The sequence below is a fragment of the Scytonema sp. PCC 10023 genome, from assembly GCF_963920835.1.
Lineage (GTDB): Bacteria > Cyanobacteriota > Cyanobacteriia > Cyanobacteriales > Nostocaceae > Kalymmatonema.
This window is the reverse complement of the sequence record NZ_CAWUDP010000002.1, coordinates 178947-202069: the sequence shown is the minus strand read 5'-3', so window position 1 is coordinate 202069 and position 23123 is coordinate 178947. Positions and strand designations below refer to the sequence as shown.

The window sequence follows — 23123 nt, the reverse complement described above, 5'->3', positions numbered from 1 at the left end:
AACGCTTGTTTGACAGCCTCAAATTTACTTGAAACGATTTGCAGTCTGCTACAAGTAGTAAGGCGATAGGTTACAGGTTATGGGTTTTTCCCCTATCCTGTCGCCTATGCTTTCTACGCTCCCCAACTTAGCGGTACGCGTCGTCGCTGTTCCAAAACTTTGGTATAAAGTTCTTCAAGTCGAGTAATGTTGCCGCTGAGGGTATACTGTTCTAATACCCGCTTTCTTGCTTTCTGCCCTAGCAAAGTTGTCAACTCGGGATGGTCTTGGAAGAGTGGCAAAAGGGTTCTTAATTGAAAACGTGTCGTTTTAGTGTTAAGAACGACACCCGCTCCTTTCTCCAGAACTTCTCCATCTGCACCCACATCGGTAGCCAAACAAGCCAACCCACAAGCCATTGCTTCTAATAGAGACAGAGACAAACCCTCTACTAGAGATGGTAAAATAAAGACATCTGCCCCCCGTAAAATTTCGATGCGTCGTTGTTCATCAGCAACAAATCCCAACCAGGTAATGTTGTACTCCGAACCATAAAATGGTTCTAAGGAAGGCTTCAAGGGACCATCACCCACAATGAGTAATTTGCTGTTTGGTCCCATTTCTGCCTGTTTCCAAGCACGAAGCAGGGCTTCAACATTTTTTTCTGGGGCTATCCGACCTTGGTAGACAAACAAGCGTTCAGCTCGAAATTCCTCTTTAACTTTGCTTGGACCCGGAGAATATTTCTCAACATCCACACCGTTGGGAATAACCGCAATATTTTGTTCCGGGACACCCATGCGAGCTAACAATTCTCGTTGAATTTGGGAAAATACAATCACGCGATCGTAGTTACCCAAAAAGGGTGCGTAGAGTTGATAAGCCAAAAGTTGTGTTCCTGATACCAGTTTTGCTCCCTTTCCGGCAAACGGTGTATGAAAAGTGGCAATCAGTGGCAATTTCAGTTTCTCACAAATTTCTGGCAGAACAAAGTCAAGGGGAGACAGGGTGAGAGAAGCATGGACTATATCAGGTTTGAGGCGTCGCAGCGACTGAGTTAAAACCTTAGTCGCTTTGAAAGCCGGAATTGTGTAAACCTGGGACTTGTAAATGAAGGGTAGGGTGACTTCTGGGCAATTGGGCCAGTTATCCAAGTCTGATTCTTCTTGGGCGAAGTGGAGAAAGCTAACTTGGTGTCCCCGGTCTAGCAAGGCATTTGTAATTTCTCTACTGTAGGTGACGTTGCCACAAAAGGGTGATTTTTTTCCAATCCAGGCTATACGCATTCTTTGTTAGCTATCAGGAAAGCGAAATTATTATATTAGCTTTTTGTCCTTGTTTAATAAGTCCTTTGTCTCGCTCTACTTGCTGGCTATTCAAGTATCACCAAACACAATTCATTGTTACATCTGTTGGAAAATTTTTTACATTTCGCCAAACAGCACACTTTTGGCTTGACTTAACTTTATTTTTCAGTTGTTAATTTATAGAATTTCATAACAACTTATCTAGACGCTATACATAACGTCTAGCTAAAGTTGAGATTGTTCGCCAGCAAGTCGGTGAGAATTTCTTACTGAGCTAAGTTTACCACGAAAACAAAAGCTTTCGGTCAATAAGCGGTTGCAGAAAGCTGAAATTAACTCCTTTTATCTAATAGCTAGCTTGAAAATAGAACTCCGCAGCTAGGAACGCAGAACGCAGAAGAAAAAATAAATTTTCATCTGTCCTGGTGTACGCAGTTCATGATGGCTACTTAGAAGAGGTATACCAGGTTAATATACCACCTGAAAAGACGATCGCAGCTAATCCCAAAAACACTGTCTGTAATCCGACAAAGGTTTCTGCTACGCCTGCTAATGCCAAAGGTAAGGAAAGAGCAATATTAATCACGTTGTTTTGCAGACCAAAGACTTTGCCACGCATTTCTGGTGGAGTTTCTGTTTGGATAGCAGTCTGCATGGGGATACCCACTAATGCACCAAAGACACCTAACAGTGTTATCAACACCAGGACGATCCATAACTGTTTTGTAAATATCGACAGACCAATCAGAGATGCTGCCATGCCCACAGATCCGAACACACTTAACTGGGTGTAAGAGAAGCGTTGACAAAATATACCTAAAATCGTTGCTCCAAGAGCAATACCGACACCTCCAGCTGCCAGTAAAAAGCCGAATTGGGAAGCTTTCAAACCCGGAATTAATTCTGCCATACGAACCGCTAAAACGGTTAATGCCGCAAATATGGAGAACAAAATGATAAGTTGGATTAGGGCACTGCGGAGGCGACGATTTTCTCCAAGATAGCGGAAACCATCTCGCAAGTCAGCAAAAATGTGAGGCGCTTCTGTTTCTGTTTGGTGGGGTTTTTCTTTTGTGACAAGCAGCAACAAAATGAGTCCGGCGATCGCATAACTACCACCAACCACCAATTCTTTGCCCAATCCGCTGCTACCACCTAATTGCGACCATACTTGATCTGCGACACCTAACAATGGTTCCCCAACAGCAAACCCGACTATCACCGACGCCATCATTGTTGTGGTATACAGTGAATTAGCAGAAAGTAAATGCTGCTCTTTAACCACTAAAGGAATTGCCGCCTGTTCTGCTGGTGCAAAAAACTGCGTCAACGTGGAAACTAAGAAAGTCATCGCTAAAAGGATAGTAAAACCCACTGGCAACACTCCCACCAATGGTTGCCAATCGTGAGTCAACCATAGTAATGGTGGAATTGCCAAAACCAGTATGCCGCGCCAAATATTCGTTGCTACCAGCACCGTCTTTTTCGACCAGCGATCCACAAATACACCAGCCACGGAACCGAAAAGAACTGCGGGAATGGTAAATGCCATCATCAGCGTCGAAACCCAACCACTAATAGTTTGGTCACTGCTTTGAAACTGAGTATTAATGATGGCAATCATCAAAACCAGGTACACTTTATCTGCCAATTGACAGAAGACTTGACCACCCCAAAGTGCTAAAAAATTGGAGTTTTTTAAGATCGGCAAAAACCCTTGTTCATCACCTGACGCGGCGTCTGTATTTGAATCAGAAGCCTCTGTATCTGGTGTTTTCACTACAGTGGCTGTAGCAGATTGTATACTATGCTCAGAGGCACTATTTTTGCCATTTGCCTGACTATGGGTTGATTGATTTTCCGATTTTTGTTCGCTTAGGTTAGTCACATCAGTTTTTGGTATTTCCGATGTGGAATTTTTTTGGTTTCCAGAAACGTCTTTTGCCGACATTTCATGATAAGGAATATGACTAGATAAAGACTTTGGAACACTTGGGTGCTTGGTTCCTTTAGGTACCGATGCCCTATGCTGTTTTTTAGCATAGCTTTGTGACAACGGCAGGATTTTTGTATCCAAATCAGACGGTTGCATCATGGTTGGCAGCAAAATAAGAATCTATTAAAGCAGCGGAGCGAATAGGGCGACCAAAGTGATACTGAGCATAGGAACGTAAAATTTGCTCAACAGATAACCAGGCATCATTTCTGGCTGCATCTTGTATTATCTCTGGTTGCGACAGATGCTGGAGTATAGTAAGTTCTGTGGCATTCAAGCGGCTAGATATGACTGGTATTTCTTGCCGATGAATGACTGTTTGGTAGCTGGAAGCCTTCTCTTTCACAGTAGCAGGAGAGTGGGAACGATGAGGAAGATTTTGTCTCATCTCCTGTTTGAGCTGTTCCCAAGCAGTTAAGCAAACTGTTCCACCAGTTGGTATGCTAAATCCCACATGCCAGTTGGGGTCTGTGAAATCTGGTATCAGAGAGCGTCCAGAGAGGCAACAAACTTGTACTTCCGGAGTGAGTCCTGCCAAAGCTAAAAGGTGAAATACCCCATGAGATAGATGTGCAAGAACATCAAATGCATTTTTGCTGGGCAATGCTTCTAAGCGACTGAGATGTTCGTTTAGTAACTCATAAAGTTCTTCTTGGGGTTGTTCGCTTAACGCCTGATACAGTACTATTTCCGCTAAATACTGGCTGGCAGCAAGTTTTCCCAAGTCTTTTGCAAGACCTGGGTAAGATTTTACAGTTTGTGCTTGAGTAATTTTATCGAGCGATCGCCCTTTAGCAATCATTAACTCATTGACTACAAACATCCCACTCCTCCCACCCAGGGAGGAATTGTGCTTGCGTGAACCAGGCGCAACTGCTCGCATCAAACCAAACTCTCGTGTCAAAATTGTCACTAGTCTATCTGATTCTCCCAGAGGCTGTGCCTTAAGATTAATTCCAGTTGCTTGATACGTTTTAGTCATTAGTCATTAGTTATTAGTGAGCCACTGCGTTGCGGAGCCAGTACTGAAGGAGGGTAACCCGAGCGCAGGTAACTGGCGTTGGGGTTCCCCCCGAGTCCCGCAAGTGGCGTTCATTAGTCATTAGCAATTGGACTTGGGACAAATGACTACTCACTTTTTTCCAGCCTACCGCGCTGGCGGAGCAAATCGATACCGCGAGACGTACCTAATCTAGTGGCACCTTCTAGGATCAAGTCTAAAGCTTGGTCAATGCTGCGAATACCCCCTGAGGCTTTAATTCCAACCCTCTCCCGTGCAACTTCCTTCAAAAGTCGTACATCCTCTATTGTTGCACCACCATTCCAACCGGTACTGGTTTTAAGAAATGCCGCACCCGCTTCCATACATATTTCTGCGGCTATTCTTTTTTCTTCATCTGTCAGCAGGCTAGTTTCCAAAATCACCTTCACAGTTTGCCCAGTTTCTTCACAAATTTCCGCAATTTCCCGATGCACGTCGTCAGTTTTGCCTGCTTTCAACCAGCCTAAATTGATCACCACATCTAACTCAGTAGCACCATTTTCCACCGCTTCTTGAGCTTCATACAGCTTTGTTGCCGAAGTAGTCGCCCCAGTAGGAAAGCCAATGACTGTACAAACCTTGGGCTTTTTGCCGTGGAGGAGTTCTGCTGCTTGCCTTACGTATGCCGGGTATAGACAAACTGCCGCAAAATGAAATCTATCTGCTTCTTCACACCATTGTTCAACCTGCTCAAAGGTAGCCGTTGGTATCAGCAGGGAGTGATCGATAAATGGCGCAATATCAATGTCTGGATAGTCTGCTGCCATCGCTTTCTTTTTCGTACCAGTAATGAATTATTAACCTTTATAAAAAATTTAAAACTATTTAGATAAATTAAATCATAATTTTTACGTTCTTTACCTGAACTTTACGGTCTTACTGAGTGTCACTGACCACTGCTAGAAAAATCACTGAATTCTTGCAAGTCTTCTAACTTACATTAAGTTTAGTTAAGCTCGTTAGTGCAAAATAGTTTTTATTATAAATTGCTAAAAACTCAAGAATAGTTTGAGCTAGTGCCTTTGATGCTAAGTAAGGTACCCCATTACCAATTGTTTTAAACATATTAGTTAGAGACATATTCTCTGGAAGCACAAAGTTAGCAGGCAAAGATTGTATTGCTAAAGCTTCTGCTGCTGAAATGCGCCGAACTTTATAGGGATGTAAATGGACTTCATTGTTTCCATAGCAAGCTGTGGGAGAGTAACGCCATCTGTGGAGGCGTTTAAAAGATTTCTTGGAATCATCTCCTTCATCTATGGTAACGAATTTTTTCATCCCCGCCCTAGGCTGGAAATAGTGTCCAGCATTGGGATGGTTTAGCACATCATTTTTTCTAAACCAGTATTCTACTGTGAGTTCTTGAGGAATACCATCAGGGCAAGACAGAATAGAATCTTCTTTAAATGGTTGTGATTGACACCAAGTGTAAGAAAAAACTTTATCTCTAGGATGGAAAATATATTTTTTCCAAGGAAAAGCACCTTCCGGCAAAACATTTTCCTTCTCAAGTTCTATTCCTATGTCCTTGATTAACTGACTTCGGAAACCAAGAAGAATAATTCTGTCTCTATCTTGAGGCACGCCGTATTCGATAGCATTAATTAACCGTTCTATTAAGACATAACCAGCTTTTTTTAAGCTTTTTTTAAGCGCTTCAAAAAACAAACGATGTTTTTTTGTCTTCCACAAACCTTTGACGTTCTCGAATAAAAAGAAATCGGGTTGCTGTTGGCAAATTAATTCAACGTAGGAAGCGGAAATTTTTCCATTATCTCCTAAGTGTCCTCGATTTTTTCCACCTACCGAGAAGTCAGGACATGGAGGACCACCAATAAATCCGACAATATCAGTAGACTTGCGGCAATCTTTTAGTAATTCTTGCAAACGAAGTGCTTGTAATCCTTCAGTAAGTTTAGTTACGTCTCCTTCTTCCCCATAATGATAACCGTATTCTGGTGATGGCAAATTCATAACATTCCGTGAATAACGGTATGCTTCCATGAATGGGGAAAATATTTCATTGACATAAACAATATTGAAACCAGTGGTTTCAAAACCTAAATCAAGGAAACCTGAACCTGCAAAAAAGGAGAAGATTTTAGGGGTAGTACTCATTAAACTTGTTGCAAAAATCGGTATTATTTAATGAGACCACAGATAAACACAGATGAAAACTGTTTTGCCCGCAGTCTACAAGACTGGGGCTATACAACAAAGCCCGCCTGGGCGGGCTATAAAATAAAAGGTATTAAGACCGGGATTTGCAAGGTCAATACTAGTTTAATGATGCTAAGATAGCCTTTGCGTCTTTGCGTGAAATTATCACACCGCCTTTTCAGCAGTAATAAGTTCAGCCTCAGGTGCTTCTGGCAACAAACGCCCCACTCCTTGCTTAACAAAACTTTGCAACAAACCAATCTGCTGGTTCTGCTGAAACACGTTTTGCAAGGTTTGCCGTAACTTGTCGAGATTTAAGCCACCTTCAGAATTCATAGCGACTTCCTGCTGTTGGAAATACTCGACTAGGCTTAAACCGGCTATGCGAGTCAGGTAAGCCGCACTGACTCCCTGTACTGCGCCACCAGCAACAAAGGTGATAGCGTTACTCTTCAGCACCGTACCGATCGCCTTGGAAGACAGTTCCACCAAACCCAATTTCAGCATCAAACTTCCCATTGTTCCAGCAACAGTTTGCGCTTGTTCCAAGGAAAATTTCTGCTGATAGATACCACTTAAATCCATAACCATCTGCGCATTAATTGCCGCTGTTGCCAGGATATCAAGCGCTGGTACTGGGTTGGCAAATGCTGCCGCCGCAGCTATCCACTGGTATTGTTCAATGACTGGTACAGCGCGATCGCGTCTAATTCCATTCAGCCAGTTTTTCGCCTCCGCTTTCAGCAACAAGCTTTTCCTCATGGTAGTTGCCCACACCAGCTGCTGTCCTTGCTGTGCCACCATTTCACCCAACTGAGAAGTCAACTGTTGGATATCTGGCGCTGGCACTTCCAGCGACTCTTGCACGGAACCATCTTGTTGATGCTTACGTACTTTGATGGGAATAGGAGACGCCGCAGTTGCTACGACAATTGAGGACACCTTTTGTTTCAGCGACTCCAACACGCACACGCGTTCTTCTGGCAAATACTGGTCTTGTTTGTTAAAAACCAGCATTGTGCTTTGATTTGCTGCTTTTACCTGCTGCAAGCTTTGGAATTCTGAATCTGTTAAATCCCCGTTTGTCAGGAACAAAACAACATCAGATGTCTTTGCTTCTGCCAAAACAGCACAATCTGAATTTTCGGCTGCTTCTACAAACAAAGGCTGTGTCTCTTGGAATTGTAGAGGCGTTGTATCCGAGAGTTCTAGATTTTGCTTTAATACTTTAATTAAAGTCGTTTTACCTACCGACTTACCGCCAGTGACAGCAGCGATCATCTCTTGTCTGTCTAACTCAGCTGTGAGATTGGCAACTTGTTCTCGCAGTGTCGCCAAGGCTTGATGATTTTCTGCTTCTTGTGCCAGTTGGTTAACGACGGCTTCGGCTTTGGCGATCGCCCCGAACACCGTTGCCCGATCTACAGGTAGACTATCTAGCAGTTCAGAACCGTCTTTGGCGCGATTTTGTTTTAACAACCACAAACCGCCGCCAACTGCTAAGAGACTCAATAAGCCGAATTCACCCACCTGCACAAGTGAATCTTGCCAACTTTGTAACATCCATAAAGAAAAGGACAGTCCCAATCCTCCCACTAAAATCGGTCGCCGCAACTTCACAACTATGATTCTCCCCGCTTTTTGGATGGCTTCTACTCCAGATTAGCTCAAAACCCGCTTATGGGAACCCGATTGGTAGAGGCACAACATTTTCTTTACATACGGCTGCTTCTAAGATGAAGTCCCAAGCGTCACGATACTTTGCGGAACGAGGTTTGCGCTGTCGTTTCTCAGCTTCAACGAGGTGTATTTCGCTACCGTAACCTATGAACACATCTACAGGGAAGACATAAAACAGGTCAAGTGTCTCTACATAGACCAGGGCAAAATCAAAGTCTGATGCCTTGTAGACTTCTCTAAGCATAAACCGCCGATTTGTTTTTGTCCGCCGATTATCTACAACATAATTGCTAGAAGGTTCATCAAACCAAGCATACTTGACTTGAATTTTAATTAAAGTTCCTTCAACATCAAACGCTAAATCGTAAGGAAGCCTATCGCCAACAGGTTTTAAAACTCCCCAACCACGCTTCAAGGCATGAACAATAGCAGCTTGTTCTGCTATGTCTCCTTTGAGCTTTGTGTCCATCTGCCACCACAAGGAATATAGGAATAGCTGCTAATTAGCCTAAAACAAAACCCTACAACCTTTTAGGATTGTAGGGCTTTGCTTTATCTTTCACTTGGTGGCGGGAAGTGGATTTGAACCACTGACCTTCGGGTTATGCTTACCATCTACAGCTTTCACTGCCTGGATTAACCAGTTTGTGGTCTGGACTGTCCCTTCACCCTCGTCTTTCACGTTAGGGTGCCTGCCTCCCAGTCTCTACACCTTCCCCACTTCTGGGGCTTGGTTCGGGATTACCGCGCTAGTGGCTTCCCCGAGTTTGACAGGTAATCGCACATAAGTTTCCTCATGTACCGCCCACTGCAAGACTAACTGATAAGCGTTTAGTTTGCCTTGCCGATTGAGCCCGACGAGCTACCAGGCTGCTCTATCCCGCGTCGCCTTCTCGTCTTTTTAACTATAACACCATAGTCCGAAATTTGGCAACTATAAAATCGATAATTCTCCAACAACTTCTAAACGCTTGTATTTACCGAGGTTCATAAACTTTTCCGATAGGGCTTCGGCAACGCTGGGACTAATCCAGCCCAACTGCTGAAGTAAGTGAATGGCAACGGCATATTTTGCTCGCTTGGCTCCATCCATAACTTTAATTGCCAATCCCATGCCTTCACCCAGTCTGCCAATGCACTGTACTCCTTCAGCACCAGCTTTGCTAACGACTTCCCCAGGGGCTAAGCGCATCAGTTCTGTATCAAATTCTCCAACTCCAGCCACCATCACTGGGTGATGAGTCATGGCACGGACAATACGCTCCATATCCAAATTGCTACGAGCAGCGAGATGAGCATACAATGACGCCATGTGAGCGAGTTGCATCAGATACGTTGGTGCGCCACAGTCGTCATGAACGCTGATGAATTCCTCTGCTGGCATTCGCAGCAATTCTGATACTTTGCTTAAAATCAGCTGCTGTACTGGGTGTTTCCGCTGTAAGTAGTTGTTTAAGGACCAATTGCATAGCTGACAAACGGCTAGCATTCCGGCGTGTTTGCCTGAGCAATTGTATTCTAAACGACTGTGCTTGCCTTCTGGAATTGGGCATTGGAGTGCTGTTGGGTCTACATCAGCTCGCCAAAGTATATTAAATGCCTGTCGGACTTGCTCTATTGTTCCTTTATGGGAACTTGTGATAATTGCTAGGTCTTTATCGCTTAGGTTGTAGCGTTCTAAAGTACCCGTGCTGGTTACGGCGATCGCCTGAAATGGTTTGAGTGCGGAACGGACAAATGTTGCAGTTTCGGAGTTTCCGGCAACGGAAAGCACCCGTCCTTTGTCGTCGCATACCACAGCTTGGACGATATGCTTTGATTCTATAATGCCTTCACGCAGTAACCTGACTTCTAATGCGGCGGCTTGTGTTCGTTTTCCCATTGTCATGGGTTAAAATGTACCACCTTTTTGAGTTATGAGTTATGAGTTATGAGTTAGGAGTTACAACTTATTAACTTCTAACTCCTAACTATTTACACTAGGTGCCAAACTATCGTACCAGCAACGAACAACACAGCCAAGCCAGCAAAGGTAATTTGTAATCGCTTAATAATTGGTTGAATCGAGTAGGAAACAATCAGGCGATCGCGTGTTACCACTTCCTCTGGTTTCGTCCAAGTTTGACCGTCATACCAACCTGACTCTTCGTAAAAGATGACTGGACTTATCAGGCGATCCCGAATGTAAGACCAGCCCAAAGATAATCGCACCAGTACCAGCACTAAAGCGACACTTGCTCCTGCACAACTGCTGAGAATAAACTGTGCAGTATGCTTATGTGGGGGAAAGCTAGTGGCTGCTACTGGTCCTGCCACAAACCACGATAAACCCCAAATCAGAGCGATTTTTGTAATATAGTCGCGCCAACTTAAGGTGCAGTCACGAAACAGCCAAGAGGATTTTAACTCTTCGTACTCATTGAGTGGTTGCTGTTCTGCAGGAACTGGGCAATTTGAGACTGAAGACTTAATCATGTTGGTTTACCCCCACCGTCAACGGTTGTTGGATACTCGATACGTTCCGCATGTCCCCAGAACGCTTCAAGATTATAAAACTCCCGCTCAGAAGGCATCATAATGTGAACAATGACTTCGCCGTAGTCTTGCACCACCCAACTTGCCTCAGATTTTCCCTCTGAGCGCAGGGGACGCCGTTGCCATTCTGTTTCCACTTTGTCTTCAATTGCTTGTGCGATCGCCCTGACTTGTACCCTCGAATAGCCCGTCACCACCACAAAATAATCCGCCAGGTAAGAGACATCTGCTACCCTCAACAGTAAGATATCACCTGCTTTGCGGTCTGATGCCGCTTCGGCAATGCTCAAAGCTATCTTTCCACTTACATCGTTGGCGTCACCCACTGGATTTCCTAGTGGGCTGTTTGTCACGGCGACGGATTGTCTTAGGAAATTTGGTTGGAAATAATCAGACATTAAACCTCAGCTGCTTTATCTTTTTGTGTAACTATTTTTGACAATTTCTACTAACAAACAAAAATTAAGATGGAATTGCAACTGTGAGAACTGGTTTTTTTGAATACTAACAAAAAAAAGGGGTGTCTACGCGGTTTGTTGTACAACTGCCTGTTTTGCCTTCCACTTTTGTAGGAACCAGTTACGCGTAAACACGACTCGCGGATGAACTAAACAAGAACTTTCGAGTAAGAATTTGAGAGTGTAATCGCTTGTCTTCCACACAGCTTGATTAATATCTTGACGGCTAAGTTGTCGTAAAGCTTGTAATTCCGAGGTATCCCCACGTCCTGGCTCTAAGCTATCTGCTAAAAATACGATACTGCACAGTACACTCATGCCTGGTCTACCCAAAGTGTGATTGGCAATGGCTTGTAATACTTCTTTATCTTCTACGCCAAATGTATCTCTTGCTACGATAGCGCTCACGTCTGCATGCAACAGATGCGGATTTGCTTGCATCACTTCGTCTACTTCCAATCCCTCTTTGTGTGCCATCTGCAAGAGTTTATGCGGCTTAAAATATTTTGCTAAATCGTGCATCAACCCTGCCATTGCAGCTTTTTGCTGATCTACTTTGTAGTGTACCGCCAGATCCACCGCCATTTGCTCAACCCTAAGAATGTGGTTGACCCTAGAAACTGGAACATTCTCTGTTAACCAGGCTAAGACTTTTTCGTGCATAATGGCTGTACTCTTAGAATTGGGGTTTGTGGCAGGAATACTTTGTGGCAGGAATACACTGAATAATAAAGATGTAGTTTTATTCTAACGAAGTTTTACTTTGGATTCCTTCGCTCCACCCATGACCTATTTTTCAGCCTAGATGTTCACCATATGCGTGGGCGACGGGAGCTATAGGTGCAAGCCTGACAATTCTGCTGTCATATGAGTCTATCAAAATATTCCCTAGCCGGAAAATAAATCATCAAGGCTACACCTACTTAGTCCTGTTTAGTAGGGCAACCATACGCTGATTGAGCTATGACTGTTAAGTAGAAAGTACCCTGTTGTGGTGATCAGCCTTGTTTTCAATCGTGAGTTCGAGATATCCAGATTTGCGGTAAGTGTCGAGCGACCAAAAGCTAGATAGGTTAAACTTCCTGCTTGGACACGACGACTGGCTCAATTGCTGAACGCTCAGCCGTCAGTGAGTAGAACAAAGACTCGTACTGATTTAATGCTTGTTCAAAAGCATATTGCTCAACTGCAAATTGGCGACTCTTATAACCAAATGTTTTCACTTTTTCTGGGTGGTTGTACAAATCCAAAACTGCCTTTGCTAAAGCTTGAGGATCTTCTGGAGGAACAACGACTCCACCGCCACTTTGTTTGATAGCTCGTGCTGCTGTGCCATTTGCAGGCACAGATCCCAGCAATGCGCGACCACTGGCGAGTAACAATTGGATTTTCGATGGCATATTGAAAGATATGACATTTTTCTTTTGTACCACCAAACCCACATCAGCAGCTGCCAACATTTCTGGCAAATGTTCACGAGGTTGAAAAGGCAGTAGTAAAACATTAGTTGCACCGGATTCCTGACAAACATAAAGCAATCGCTGCAAACCTTTTGCTTCACCAACAATCACAAAGGCAATATCTGGAATATGCCGCAACAAAGAAGCAGCTTTGACAACAGTTTCTAAGCCTTGAGTGAGGGCAATGTTGCCAGAGTAAAGTACTACAAATTTGTCATCTAGGTTATGGGCTGCTCGGAAAGCATTATTTTTTTTCGCTAAAGGTCGGATGAAATTGACATCCACCCAGTTGGGAATTTGTACGATTTTTTTAGAGGCTACGCCCTTTTTAAGCAAGTTTTCTACAAAGCCATCAGCGATAACGCTAATTTTAGTAGCACTGTGATAAGCGAATTTTTCTAACGCTGTAAACAATTTGATCAGCCATTTGTTCTTCAAAAGACCAACATGTACGGCAGCTTCCGGCAGTATATCTTGAAGATTTAAGACCACAGGGCAGCCGTGTAGCCATCCCAAAAGGGCTGTTGGTAAGCAAACAGGTAAGGATGGTGAGGTTGAGAGAATGACATCTGGACGCCACCCTGCAAGCGCTGGCAGAAAACTTGTAAGCACGAAGCTAGCATCTAGCAATACCCGATCTATAAAGTTGGGCTGCGGACGAATCCAAACATAACTACGTTGGATTTGAACTCCATTTTTGTACTCAGTGAGATGCCACTTGCCCCGATAGCCCGGGTATATCCGACGTTCAGGGTAGTTGGGCATAGCAGTTACTACGCGCACTTGGTGTCCGCGCTTGACCAGTCCCTCTGCTAATTCAGTCATGAGAGGGGCGATACCAATTGGTTCTGGGTAATAGTTGTACGAGTAAATCAAAATGCGCATTACAAATTAGTCTTCGTCCGAAGAAACCTGGTGTCCTGTTTTATGACAACATTTGTTCACAACATCATTTCGCACGTAAGTATGCCTCCTTGTTGTATTTTGCCTTTAGACTCTTTTAATATCAGTCATTCTTCATTGAAGATTGAGTAAAATTTGACGCGACCTTCTGAAAAATGGATTGGTATTTGTGTTAAGGGTTGAATATTATATATTCTTTTAACCTTATAATTACGTAAACAGTGTCTGTATTGTTTATTGTTATGTAAAATTCTTGTTACATAGGTTTTATATATAGAAAAAATATATTTAGATATGGCAATCCTCTGTATATTTTTATGGGCGTAACCTGCTTTGTAAGTCCGGACGAGGCTTGTGCTAACGCAAAGCGTCCTGAAGGGAAGCGCATAAATTGACACCCTTCAGATCCCCGACTTCTTAAAGAAGTCGGGGATCTTGTTTTTCACGAATCCTGCGCGGATTGGTAATATCATCAGACAATAAAAAACCCGGCATTTATGCCAGGAGATTCAACATGAGTTGTTTAAATTTTGTAGTGAAGAAGTTAAGTAGGTTGGCTACACTCTTAGTTCTTTACACCCTTAAAAATAGTTTTAAACAGCACCACTGTTTTTGTTAAACAAGATAGCTACTGTTTTAAAAATCAACTTCAAATCGTACATTAAGCTCCAGTTTTTTTGATACTGCAAATCTAGGCGAATAACGTCTTCAAATTTACGGACAGTAGACCGCCCATTCACTTGCCATTCTCCGGTCATTCCCGGTTTGACATCCAAACGTTGCCACTCTGGGACTTCATAGCGTTCAACTTCATCAGGCGTAGGTGGTCTAGTGCCTACTAAACTCATCTCTCCTTTTAAAACATTCAAAAATTGGGGCAGTTCATCTAGACTGGTTCGACGCAAAAAGCGCCCGACTTTGGTAACTCGTGGGTCGTTGTCTATCTTGAAAAATGCCCCTTGAACCTGGTTCTGCTTTTCTAATTCGGCTTTTCTCGCTTCTGCATCAATATACATTGAGCGGAATTTCCAAATTTGAAAGCGCTTACCCATCCAACCACAACGGATTTGACTGAAAAAAATTGGACCAGGACTATTGAGTCTAATAGCAGCGGCGATTGGGATAAATAAAATTCCTGTAATTACCAATCCTACAAGTGACCCAACTACATCTATAAATCGTTTCATCCAAGAACGGACAGAAGGATGTGTAGTTGGTAACTGTTCTTCAAATTGACTCTTTTGGGGTGACGTTTCCCCTTGAGATTCAATTGAAAAAACTTTATCCAGTCCTGTAAGGTTAAGGACTGACATCACCTGAGGAGTGACATTCCGCAGTATAAATTCGATATTTGTTTCCTGAGCAATTTTCAAATTGCTAACCAGGGCACCTAAACCACTACTATCCATAAAAGTAGTTTGGTGAAAGTCAATGATAATCTGTTTGGTATCAGGATTTGCTCGTGTGATATCTTGGCAGGTTTGCTTAAAAGCTACAGCCTCAAGCACACTCAACCGCGCGGATACCTGCACAATTGCCGTGTCATTTGAGAACATCACCGGAAAATTTACCTCTTTGGGTTGGCTAGTCATGAAGCCCTGCACTTTCGTTGCCATGTCAATATAATCTGCCAAACATTATTGTGTCTTAGCAAGTAGCCTTACCTCATGAGTGTTAATCAGTACGAATAACCACTCATCGCTAGTTACTTCAGTTGAGATTGGATATCATCAGGGACGATTCACAATAGAACAAGAAGCTAACTAAACTTTGAAGTATCAAGGATAAACTATGAAAGAAAGGATAAAGCGTAAAGTTCAGGTATGAAATACTTTATACTTCAATTCATACTTTCTATTTCTCACTTTTGCCGTAACTTCATATTTCTAACTTGATACTTCATACTTTTTTAGTAAAAAACATCCTTGTTTTTGTGCCTACATAGCAGATACTTGTTGCTATCATTACATGACTGTTAAGAATACTATTCCACCTACCGCACGCCTGATAGAGGTCTTTTCCGCCATACAAGGGGAAGGACTAAATGTGGGAACACGTCAGATTTTTATTCGCTTTGCTCTTTGTGACTTGCGCTGTCACTTTTGCGATAGCGCACATACTTGGAACGCACCCGCCACTTGTAAGATAGAGCAAACCCCTGGATTACGTGACTTTGAAATTTACTCAAATCCTGTTCCACTACCGATGTTACTCTCATGGGTAGAGCGCCAAAATCTGCCATGTCTACACGATACCATTAGCTTAACTGGTGGCGAACCACTTCTTCATACCCCATTTTTGTTGGAATTTTTACCCGAAGTACGCTCAGTGACAGGTTTACCTGTATACTTGGAGACTGGGGGACATCGACCAGAACAACTGGATACCATACTACCTTATCTAGACTCTGTAGGAATGGATTTCAAACTGCCAAGCACGAGTGGCGAAAACCGTTGGCGAGAACACGCAGAATTTCTCCAACTTTGTTGGAAATCACAAGTAGAAGTTTTTGTCAAAATAATTGTTTCTCAAACCACAGATCCAACTGAGTTGGAACATTCCGCTCAATTGGTAGCATCTGTCAGTCCATCTATCCCAGTATTTCTACAACCTGTCACACCATTAGATGATCCGATCGCGTTCAACCAACCGCCTGTCCTTGCTCCTTCTCCGAGTCAAGTTTTAAATTGGCAATCTCTGATGAAGCGTTTTGTCAAGCAAGTACGCGTAGTTCCTCAAACACATAAAATGCTTAATCAGCTCTAAGAACAAAACTCATAATTTAGAATGTTTCGACCAAGAAATTTAAAGGATTTCAATGAAGAATTGAAAATTCATGATAGAGGAAAAGCCAAATCGGGTTATGAGTTTTTCTTAATGAAGATGTCATCAAGAAAAAGCCAAATTGTATAAATTTTTGATGTCAAAAACAGTAGATAACTGGAGAGTTAAACTGTTCTTAATACGGGAGCCAGATGCTGAAAAAAGTGATTCTTTGGGTTTTATACATGATTCAAGCAAGGCATTGGCTTTCTGTATTAAGTTGCACGCTTCTAATGTCTGCTGTTAGTATTACAGGATACGCATCATCAGCGTACGGTATTTCCCTGACCAATACCCTTTCTATTCCTGGTGAAACGACAGATTTACAACCTGGGAATGGTGCAAACGTCAATCGGTTTGGATTTTTCTCGGATATCTACTACGATCGCTTTAACAATGTGTACTATGCATTAGGCGATCGCGGTCCTGGTGGCGGGGTGATACCCTACCAAACACGAGTCCAGAAATTTTCTGTAGATGTTGACCAAAATACAGGAGCGATAGCCAACTTTAAGATACTAGACACAATTTTATTCAGCAAAGATGATAAGAATTTTAACGGACTGAATCCTAGGTTACTGAATGGCAATGCCGGAACTCTTGGTTTGAGTCATGATCCAGAAGGCTTTGCTGTGGCTCCTAATGGCAATTTCTACGTTTCGGATGAATATGGTCCGTCTGTGTATGAATTTAAACCAGATGGTTCTTTCGTCAGAGCATTTACGACCCCACAAAATCTCATTCCCATTGCTAATGGCGATCCCAACTTTGTTGATGGTCGTCCAACCATTACCAGTGGTCGCCAAGATAACAGAGGATTTGAAGGTTTGACTATAAGCCCAGATGGCAAAAAGCTCTATGGCTTGCTGCAAGACCCTTTGGTGAATGAGGGTTCTAACGATGGTTCAGCAGATGGACGGCGCAGCCGCAATTTAAGATTGGTAGAATTTGACACAGCAACAGGACAGAGTACGGCACAGTACATCTATCAGCTAGAAAGTCTGGCAGAAATTAATCAGCGCATTCCTGGAACAACAGATGATTTTGGAGCGAATTCCCAAGGGCGCAATATTGGTATCAGTGCAATTACAGCCCTCAATGACAAGGAATTTTTGGTGCTGGAAAGAGATAATCGCGGATTTGGGGTGGACGCATTGAACGCTTTGGTGGATGATCCAAACGAGACACCACCACCTGTTGGTAGCAAGCGAGTTTACAAAATTGACCTCACAAACGCAACCGATGTGAGCGGGATTAGTTTGGCAAACACCAATACATTACCCACAGGTGTCAACCCCGTAAGTAAATCCCTATTTCTAGATATTGCTGCGGCTTTAGGTCCTGACAATCCAGGTGATTGGACAAAGATAGCAGAAAAGATGGAGGGGCTGGCGATTGGTCCGCAACTTAAAGATGGTTCCTACGCGCTTCTTATAGGCACTGACAACGATTTTAGTGTCACTCAAGAGGACAATTCTATAACTCAGTTTGATATTTGTACGAATGCCAACGGTACCAGCTATAGCCGCAGAGTGATTGACAGTGGCTGCCCAGAGGGTCAAAAGTTAATTCCTGGGTTCCTTTACTCGTTTAAGGTGAGTTCTGCTGAACTAGGCAAATTTGTCCCACCACAAAAAGTGCCAGAACCCACGGCAACTGCTGGGCTCATGTTGCTGGGTTTAAGCGGTTTATGGCTGAAAGGGCGGCGTTAGCGTGAAATTGTCACTTGTCTTTTGTAATGACAAATGACTCATGAAAAAGAACGCCCTCTTTTGTGATTTTTCTAAATTCCGCCCTCTTCAGTATTTCTAGATTTCGCTTTTGCCTTATTGGCACTGCGTTTGAGAGCAGAGAGCCGTGCTTCGTATTTAGAGCGTTGGCGTTTGCTAGGTGTGGTGTCAATAAGGGTTTTTAAGGCACTTCCCAGACTTTTGTAAGCATTGGGCATAGTGTAACCGAAGCGAGTTGCCAAGGCGATCGCTTTATCGTCAGCATCGACTAATTCTTTTAATTGCTTTTCGCCACTATTTTTTTGATAGAGTCGCCAGCCAGAAACTCCGCACAGAGCTAAAGCTAATACCAGCAACAATCCATCCTGTACCCACAACTCGCCGACAGCACCACCTAAACCAATCGCCAGAGCTGCCATTTCCCAACCATCTTTAGGAATGGTGTCATTTTGAATGCGGGCAACTTCGTGCCAGAACAACAAATTCCGCTGATCCATCGCCAGCGAATCCCATTTCGCCAAGTCAATTTGAATTTCAACTTGGTCTTTGCCAATTTCTTCGCAGCGGATCATGGGTGGATTGACCTCAGTCGTACCTTCAACCGTGACCCAGCTCTGCAATTCTGGCGGTAGTAAGCCCTTTAACCGCCTTAGTTCACTCATTTCCGCTTTAGCAGATGAGGTTACATAGGATGTCATAATATCCAGCCTTAGAAAACTTCAGTATATTGAGGGTATCACTTTGGAGTATAGCGATTTCACTGGCGTTCCGGCTCATTCGCTAGGAAAACTTCCCCGCCTTTTGCGAGCTTGCATCGCCTTTTCTAAAAGTTCTAGCAATCCAGGAGCCTGTTCTTGAATGCTAAGTAAAATTCTCTCACCCAGTTCTAGATTCCCTGGATCATGACCCGTCTCCATCACCGCCATCAGGCGAGGTATCGCGACATTATCCACAAGCTGAATTAACCCATGCAAACAACGGTTAAATTGTTTTTCTGTCAGAATCGAGTCTTCCAACGGAAACTCAATTATCGCACGGATCTCTCCATCCGATGGATCATACTCCCATTGCAGCATTTTGGTTTCCCAGGAAATGGAAAGCATTGTTTGAAGAATAGCTGCTTTGTGAGGATGATCTGTCACGCCTGATAGCACCTGAGGCGCAAATAGCCGGAAAAATTTTCCGTCCTCGTCAAGCTGGACAACAATCAGGAAATCTTCGACGTTATCACTTTCTACACCTGTAATAATACGGTCTTCATCCTCGTCAATACGGTAATCCCAACCTAAGTTGTCTAAGAAATAAGCAATCTGTTGCAGATCAGCTGCCATAAAAGCCTCATATGTTGACAGAGCCGCTGTTATCAGATTTAGTTTAACCTGCCAAGGGTAGGAGCATAGAATCCTATTGCTACCTTCTTTTCTGTTGTCTTATGTTCTCCACGTACAAAAAAAATGTAAAAAAAAATACGAAAAACCTAATAAATTTAAGTTTTTACAGTTCTACGTCTGATAGTAGATTTAAACTGAGATCTTGCAAGAGTTGCAACAGTGACATTGCGTCGCCGTCCAAACCCTCATTACCAGGTTCAACCTGGTAACGAGATATTAGAGCCTCTGGCTCTTGTTGGGTGCAAGATCTGAGTTTAAACAATTTTGTTTTCCACTTAAATTATAGCGGCTTCAATATACATAAATATGTCAAAAAATATGTCAAATATGTCGGATTATTCAACAACAGCAGCAGCCATTATTGAACAAGCAAAATCCGTTGAGGAACTACCAATAAAAAATGATGCTTGTCGCTCAAAACTTTTTTTGCATCCACATCCAACTGCTAAAGTTTTCCTTTTTTTTCATGGATTCACTGCTGGTCCCTACCAATTTGAACCGATAGGAAAAAAATTATTTGACGCTGGTTACAATGTTTTGGTTCCCTTACAACCAGGTCATGGAGTTGCAGGAAATTGGAATAGAGATAATCCCCCTCCCTTACCGACCGAACGGGAAATTTATCAAGATTTTGCGCTTTCCTGGTTGGAGGTTGCACAAAAATTAGGACAGCAAGTGATAGTCGGTGGATTGTCTACGGGTGGAAATTTGGCAGTAACTTTAGCCTTAGAACATCCCCAACAAATTGAGAAAGCCTTATTATTTGCTCCTTATATTAGCGGTAACAATGCAATAGTCAATTTCAGCGTGGAGGTTCTGCCCATTTATTATGAATGGCTCAATAAAGATAATCCAGGGAATTTTGGCTATGACGGCTTTCGCATTCCAGCATTGCGGCTCTTTTTAGATATGGGGCAAGAAATTACTGAGAGAGTCAAAAAGGATTTAGCAGTGCCAGTGTTTATTATTTATAGTGAAAGCGACCAAACCATCAACCACCATGAATTGCTAAAATTTTCGACATCTGCAATTCATATACAGCCAAAATCTTGGTATCACAGCTTTGATAAAATCTTTGAAATTCCTCACACTATGATGACTCAAGCCGAGGGAAATAAATATCAAGATTTGCTCATAACTGTAGCTAAAGCTTATATTGAAAGCGATATTACCTGGACTGAAGTCATGGAAATTGGTTATCAAATACTGCAAGGAAAAACTTTTGAGACTGCTGTGAAAGAACTAAATTTATCTGAAAGAGTTTCTCCAGATTTATCAGTGATGTTGGCAGTGATGGATAAGAAAATGATTATTGATGCTTACACAGGCTAATTTTGGAATTCTCAATAACAAGCTAAGCCTGTTATTGAGAACAAGTGTTGTAAAATTTATAATGGTTGGGGAGATGTTTTCATTGACTTCAGAATACCATTTTCTACTTGATTAATGGCTACCAGGATGCCATTTTCTGGGTTTTCTAGCAGGGAATCTTTCACTTGTTTCAAATAATCGTGAATAGCATCCCTTACAATTGGTTTTTCGACCGCAACTGTATGATTATAATCCCAAACATCCCAAATTATTATACCTATACCTACAATTGGGTCTAATAACTGTGCTCCAATTTTTCCAGCCACTACACCACCAGTCTTTGCTGCCATTTTTGCACCAGCTTTTCCGGCAAATGATACAGCAATTTTACTTCCTACCTTTGTCACTGCTGGAATCATTGCCTTTGCAAGTATGTAAGCGCTTCCACCAGTCAAAACTTTCAATGATAGATTAGAGATATTTCCTTCTGTATCATTGATAGTCACTGCAATATCACCCAGATAACGCTCCCAATCTCCCTGGGGAATTTTGTAACTGCTTTGGATATTAGAAAGATTTTTATCCAATTCTGACACATACACATTTATACTATCGCTTGTGATTTTCTCAAGTTCAAGCTGTGCAACTTTAGGTCTAAGAACACGCTTGGCAAATTCTGTTTGAAAATCCTCAGTCAGTTTTTCGGCGACTGCTTGTCCTGGAGGGGGACTATTTTTATTTGTCCAATGAGCAACTGCTGTATATAACCATCTAAAAGGAGTGCTCAACTCCATCTTCTTTTGATTGAAGTAATTAAAATACCAATCAAGGAAACTATCATCAACACGGGTCATTAATTCATCTACCCACTTATCTAATTGTTCGGAAGCAAAACTCTCTGATTGCGAGTGTGCATTGCTGAGAGCAGTAACAAGTGCTTGGTCGATATCTTTGGGTATTTGTGGGACGACTATACTGATTTCTTTACTAGTGTTTTTAGCTGGATCTCCTGGTTTTCCGGGTGAGGAATCTGCTATTAAAGCTTTGCCTAGCAGGGGAATGATAACAATAATAATTACAACAGCCCATATAAAGGGAGCCACTGACTTAATAAACTCGCTCCAAGCTTTAATGCGCTCTGTTTTTTGTACAAAAGAAACTTTTTCTTCTACTTTCTGGGAATTTTGTCCAGTATCTGCTGATCTCACTGGCTCCTGAATAGAAGTAGACTCTAAATCCTGCGGTTGCTCATGTCTCATAGTATTTTTTAGGCTAAAATATGATTCTTAACTAATTTAAAATTGCCTTCATCGCATACAAATCCAATGGGGATTTTTACTATATCTACTTAATGATTCTTTTTTTGAAACAAACGATCTCTTAACTCGTCTTGCAAGACAAGTTAGAGGTACAACACACTAAGCACTTTTACCGTGTTATCCGCTCTTAAGAAGACCCTTAATCCTTATCCTAAACTCGATTTTTGGTTCCAATCCTACCGACGCCCTGGATCAGAGGAGCGGGTAGTTGGGGGAATAAGGTGTGAAGCCTTGCCTTTGCGTAATTCTGTGTCAACCGTCATGCCCAAAATTATTTAGACTTCGTAATTTTCATAGTCTTAATAAATCTTTAGAATCAGAACAAAGGTTTTGAAGAGATTACCTTCTACTCACCAAAACTCAACTCATGAAAGGGGCTAGTTATGTTTTATACTGTAGAATCTGGAGACACACTACCGAGGATTGCTGAAAAATTTTATGGCGATCGCACTTGTTGGCAAACAATCTACGATGCTAATCAGGATGTGATTGTACTTATCCCTGGAGTAGAACTTTTCATTCCTCTTGACTCATGTTCTGATTTGCAAAGGGAATGGCAAATTATCGTTGTTTAGGATAACAATGAAAGCTATTTGCTTTGATAATTACCTAATTCCTGATTGAGTCGGAAGTAGGCGCAAAGTTCCTGTAATCAAAATCCTGATTTCAGGAATAAGGGGGTTTTAAGCCACGTTCAACAGCTACTTTCATGGCTCTCGCTTTACGTACCAACCCACATCGGTAAACCTCCATCAAATCATCTAATCGTTTCACTTCTGCATTATTAAGTTGTCCTTCTTGGTTACGCGCCAAAAGGTCACTGAAAACCTCTTGCTGTTCTCGTTCCATTTGTAGATCGCACAGAACTAAAACTTGCTCATCCGGTAGCGACTCAATAGGTAGTTCCATAATATGAACAATAATATGTAGATTTGATAGTAGCAGAGTCGTTGCATTTTTAAAGCAAAAAACTCGTTCTAATAGTTTCTAAGCTAGAGTATAAAAGTTTGCAGTCATTCTTTTACTCCA

22 protein-coding genes are annotated in these 23123 nt (G+C 42.4%); 4 read left to right on the top strand and 18 right to left on the bottom strand.

The annotated features are described in order from the left end of the window. Positions 1 to 113 precede the first annotated feature (113 nt). The 13 genes from ACM0OZ_RS02280 to ACM0OZ_RS02220 form a co-directional block, all read right to left on the bottom strand. Positions 114 to 1265 carry a glycosyltransferase family 4 protein gene (locus ACM0OZ_RS02280; protein WP_414581210.1) on the bottom strand — a complete coding sequence of 384 codons (1152 nt, stop codon included), beginning with the start codon at positions 1263 to 1265 and terminating at the stop codon, positions 114 to 116. Between the two features lie 466 nt (positions 1266 to 1731). After that, entirely contained in the window at positions 1732 to 3381 is a 1650-nt protein-coding gene (locus ACM0OZ_RS02275) for an MFS transporter (RefSeq protein ID WP_414581209.1), read from the bottom strand. Further along, positions 3365 to 4264 carry a DNA repair protein RecO gene (gene recO, locus ACM0OZ_RS02270; protein WP_414581208.1) on the bottom strand — a complete coding sequence of 300 codons (900 nt, stop codon included), beginning with the start codon at positions 4262 to 4264 and terminating at the stop codon, positions 3365 to 3367. Before recO ends, ACM0OZ_RS02275 begins: the two co-directional genes overlap by 17 nt. 146 nt (positions 4265 to 4410) lie before the next feature. Then, the gene (gene deoC, locus ACM0OZ_RS02265) at positions 4411 to 5091 is read right to left on the bottom strand and encodes a deoxyribose-phosphate aldolase (protein ID WP_414581207.1); all 681 of its coding nucleotides are present in this window, start codon (positions 5089 to 5091) and stop codon (positions 4411 to 4413) included. Between the two features lie 163 nt (positions 5092 to 5254). Then, on the bottom strand, positions 5255 to 6442 hold the full coding sequence (locus tag ACM0OZ_RS02260) for a DNA cytosine methyltransferase (protein WP_414581206.1): 1188 nt from the start codon (positions 6440 to 6442) through the stop codon (positions 5255 to 5257). Positions 6443 to 6649: 207 nt separating this feature from the next. Then, positions 6650 to 8110 carry a DUF697 domain-containing protein gene (locus tag ACM0OZ_RS02255; protein WP_414581269.1) on the bottom strand — a complete coding sequence of 487 codons (1461 nt, stop codon included), beginning with the start codon at positions 8108 to 8110 and terminating at the stop codon, positions 6650 to 6652. A gap of 52 nt (positions 8111 to 8162) precedes the next feature. Then, a complete protein-coding gene (locus tag ACM0OZ_RS02250; protein ID WP_414581205.1) occupies positions 8163 to 8633 on the bottom strand; it encodes a group I intron-associated PD-(D/E)XK endonuclease in 471 nt (156 codons plus the stop codon). 465 nt (positions 8634 to 9098) lie between these two features. After that, positions 9099 to 10052, bottom strand: a complete 954-nt coding sequence (locus ACM0OZ_RS02245) for an asparaginase (protein WP_414581204.1) — start codon at positions 10050 to 10052, stop codon at positions 9099 to 9101. 86 nt (positions 10053 to 10138) lie between these two features. Further along, complete coding sequence (locus ACM0OZ_RS02240) at positions 10139 to 10639, bottom strand: CGLD27 family protein (RefSeq protein ID WP_414581203.1); 501 nt, start codon at positions 10637 to 10639, stop codon at positions 10139 to 10141. Continuing rightward, entirely contained in the window at positions 10636 to 11097 is a 462-nt protein-coding gene (gene rsfS, locus ACM0OZ_RS02235) for a ribosome silencing factor (RefSeq protein WP_414581202.1), read from the bottom strand. The genes ACM0OZ_RS02240 and rsfS overlap by 4 nt, the downstream gene beginning before the upstream one ends. A gap of 126 nt (positions 11098 to 11223) precedes the next feature. Next, on the bottom strand, positions 11224 to 11820 hold the full coding sequence (gene yqeK, locus ACM0OZ_RS02230) for a bis(5'-nucleosyl)-tetraphosphatase (symmetrical) YqeK (protein WP_414581201.1): 597 nt from the start codon (positions 11818 to 11820) through the stop codon (positions 11224 to 11226). Between the two features lie 410 nt (positions 11821 to 12230). After that, entirely contained in the window at positions 12231 to 13502 is a 1272-nt protein-coding gene (locus ACM0OZ_RS02225; RefSeq protein WP_414581200.1) for a glycosyltransferase family 4 protein, read from the bottom strand. A gap of 611 nt (positions 13503 to 14113) precedes the next feature. Next, complete coding sequence (locus ACM0OZ_RS02220) at positions 14114 to 15136, bottom strand: exopolysaccharide biosynthesis polyprenyl glycosylphosphotransferase (protein ID WP_414581199.1); 1023 nt, start codon at positions 15134 to 15136, stop codon at positions 14114 to 14116. 352 nt (positions 15137 to 15488) lie between these two features. On the opposite strand from ACM0OZ_RS02220, the gene ACM0OZ_RS02215 reads away from it, so the two are divergent. Both ACM0OZ_RS02215 and ACM0OZ_RS02210 read left to right on the top strand, forming a co-directional pair. Beyond that, positions 15489 to 16286, top strand: coding sequence for a 7-carboxy-7-deazaguanine synthase QueE (locus ACM0OZ_RS02215; RefSeq protein WP_414581198.1), 798 nt, complete (start codon positions 15489 to 15491; stop codon positions 16284 to 16286). 242 nt (positions 16287 to 16528) lie between these two features. Next, entirely contained in the window at positions 16529 to 18055 is a 1527-nt protein-coding gene (locus ACM0OZ_RS02210; protein WP_414581268.1) for an esterase-like activity of phytase family protein, read from the top strand. Positions 18056 to 18126: 71 nt separating this feature from the next. Here ACM0OZ_RS02210 and ACM0OZ_RS02205 read toward each other — a convergent pair whose 3' ends face one another. The 3 genes from ACM0OZ_RS02205 to ACM0OZ_RS02195 form a co-directional block, all read right to left on the bottom strand. After that, the gene (locus tag ACM0OZ_RS02205) at positions 18127 to 18771 is read right to left on the bottom strand and encodes a DUF3318 domain-containing protein (RefSeq protein ID WP_414581197.1); all 645 of its coding nucleotides are present in this window, start codon (positions 18769 to 18771) and stop codon (positions 18127 to 18129) included. Between the two features lie 75 nt (positions 18772 to 18846). Further along, positions 18847 to 19404, bottom strand: coding sequence for a hypothetical protein (locus ACM0OZ_RS02200; RefSeq protein ID WP_414581196.1), 558 nt, complete (start codon positions 19402 to 19404; stop codon positions 18847 to 18849). Between the two features lie 163 nt (positions 19405 to 19567). Then, entirely contained in the window at positions 19568 to 19726 is a 159-nt protein-coding gene (locus ACM0OZ_RS02195) for a hypothetical protein (protein WP_414581195.1), read from the bottom strand. A 56-nt stretch (positions 19727 to 19782) separates the two neighbouring features. On the opposite strand from ACM0OZ_RS02195, the gene ACM0OZ_RS02190 reads away from it, so the two are divergent. Then, a complete protein-coding gene (locus ACM0OZ_RS02190) occupies positions 19783 to 20796 on the top strand; it encodes an alpha/beta hydrolase (protein ID WP_414581194.1) in 1014 nt (337 codons plus the stop codon). A gap of 56 nt (positions 20797 to 20852) precedes the next feature. Here the strand turns inward: ACM0OZ_RS02190 and ACM0OZ_RS02185 are convergent, their stop codons facing one another. Continuing rightward, positions 20853 to 22034, bottom strand: a complete 1182-nt coding sequence (locus ACM0OZ_RS02185) for a hypothetical protein (protein ID WP_414581193.1) — start codon at positions 22032 to 22034, stop codon at positions 20853 to 20855. A gap of 443 nt (positions 22035 to 22477) precedes the next feature. Here ACM0OZ_RS02185 and ACM0OZ_RS02180 point away from each other — a divergent pair, with 443 nt between their 5' ends. Further along, a complete protein-coding gene (locus ACM0OZ_RS02180; RefSeq protein ID WP_414581192.1) occupies positions 22478 to 22669 on the top strand; it encodes a LysM peptidoglycan-binding domain-containing protein in 192 nt (63 codons plus the stop codon). 91 nt (positions 22670 to 22760) lie between these two features. Here the strand turns inward: ACM0OZ_RS02180 and ACM0OZ_RS02175 are convergent, their stop codons facing one another. Then, positions 22761 to 23003, bottom strand: coding sequence for a hypothetical protein (locus tag ACM0OZ_RS02175; RefSeq protein ID WP_414581191.1), 243 nt, complete (start codon positions 23001 to 23003; stop codon positions 22761 to 22763). Positions 23004 to 23123: the final 120 nt, after the last annotated feature.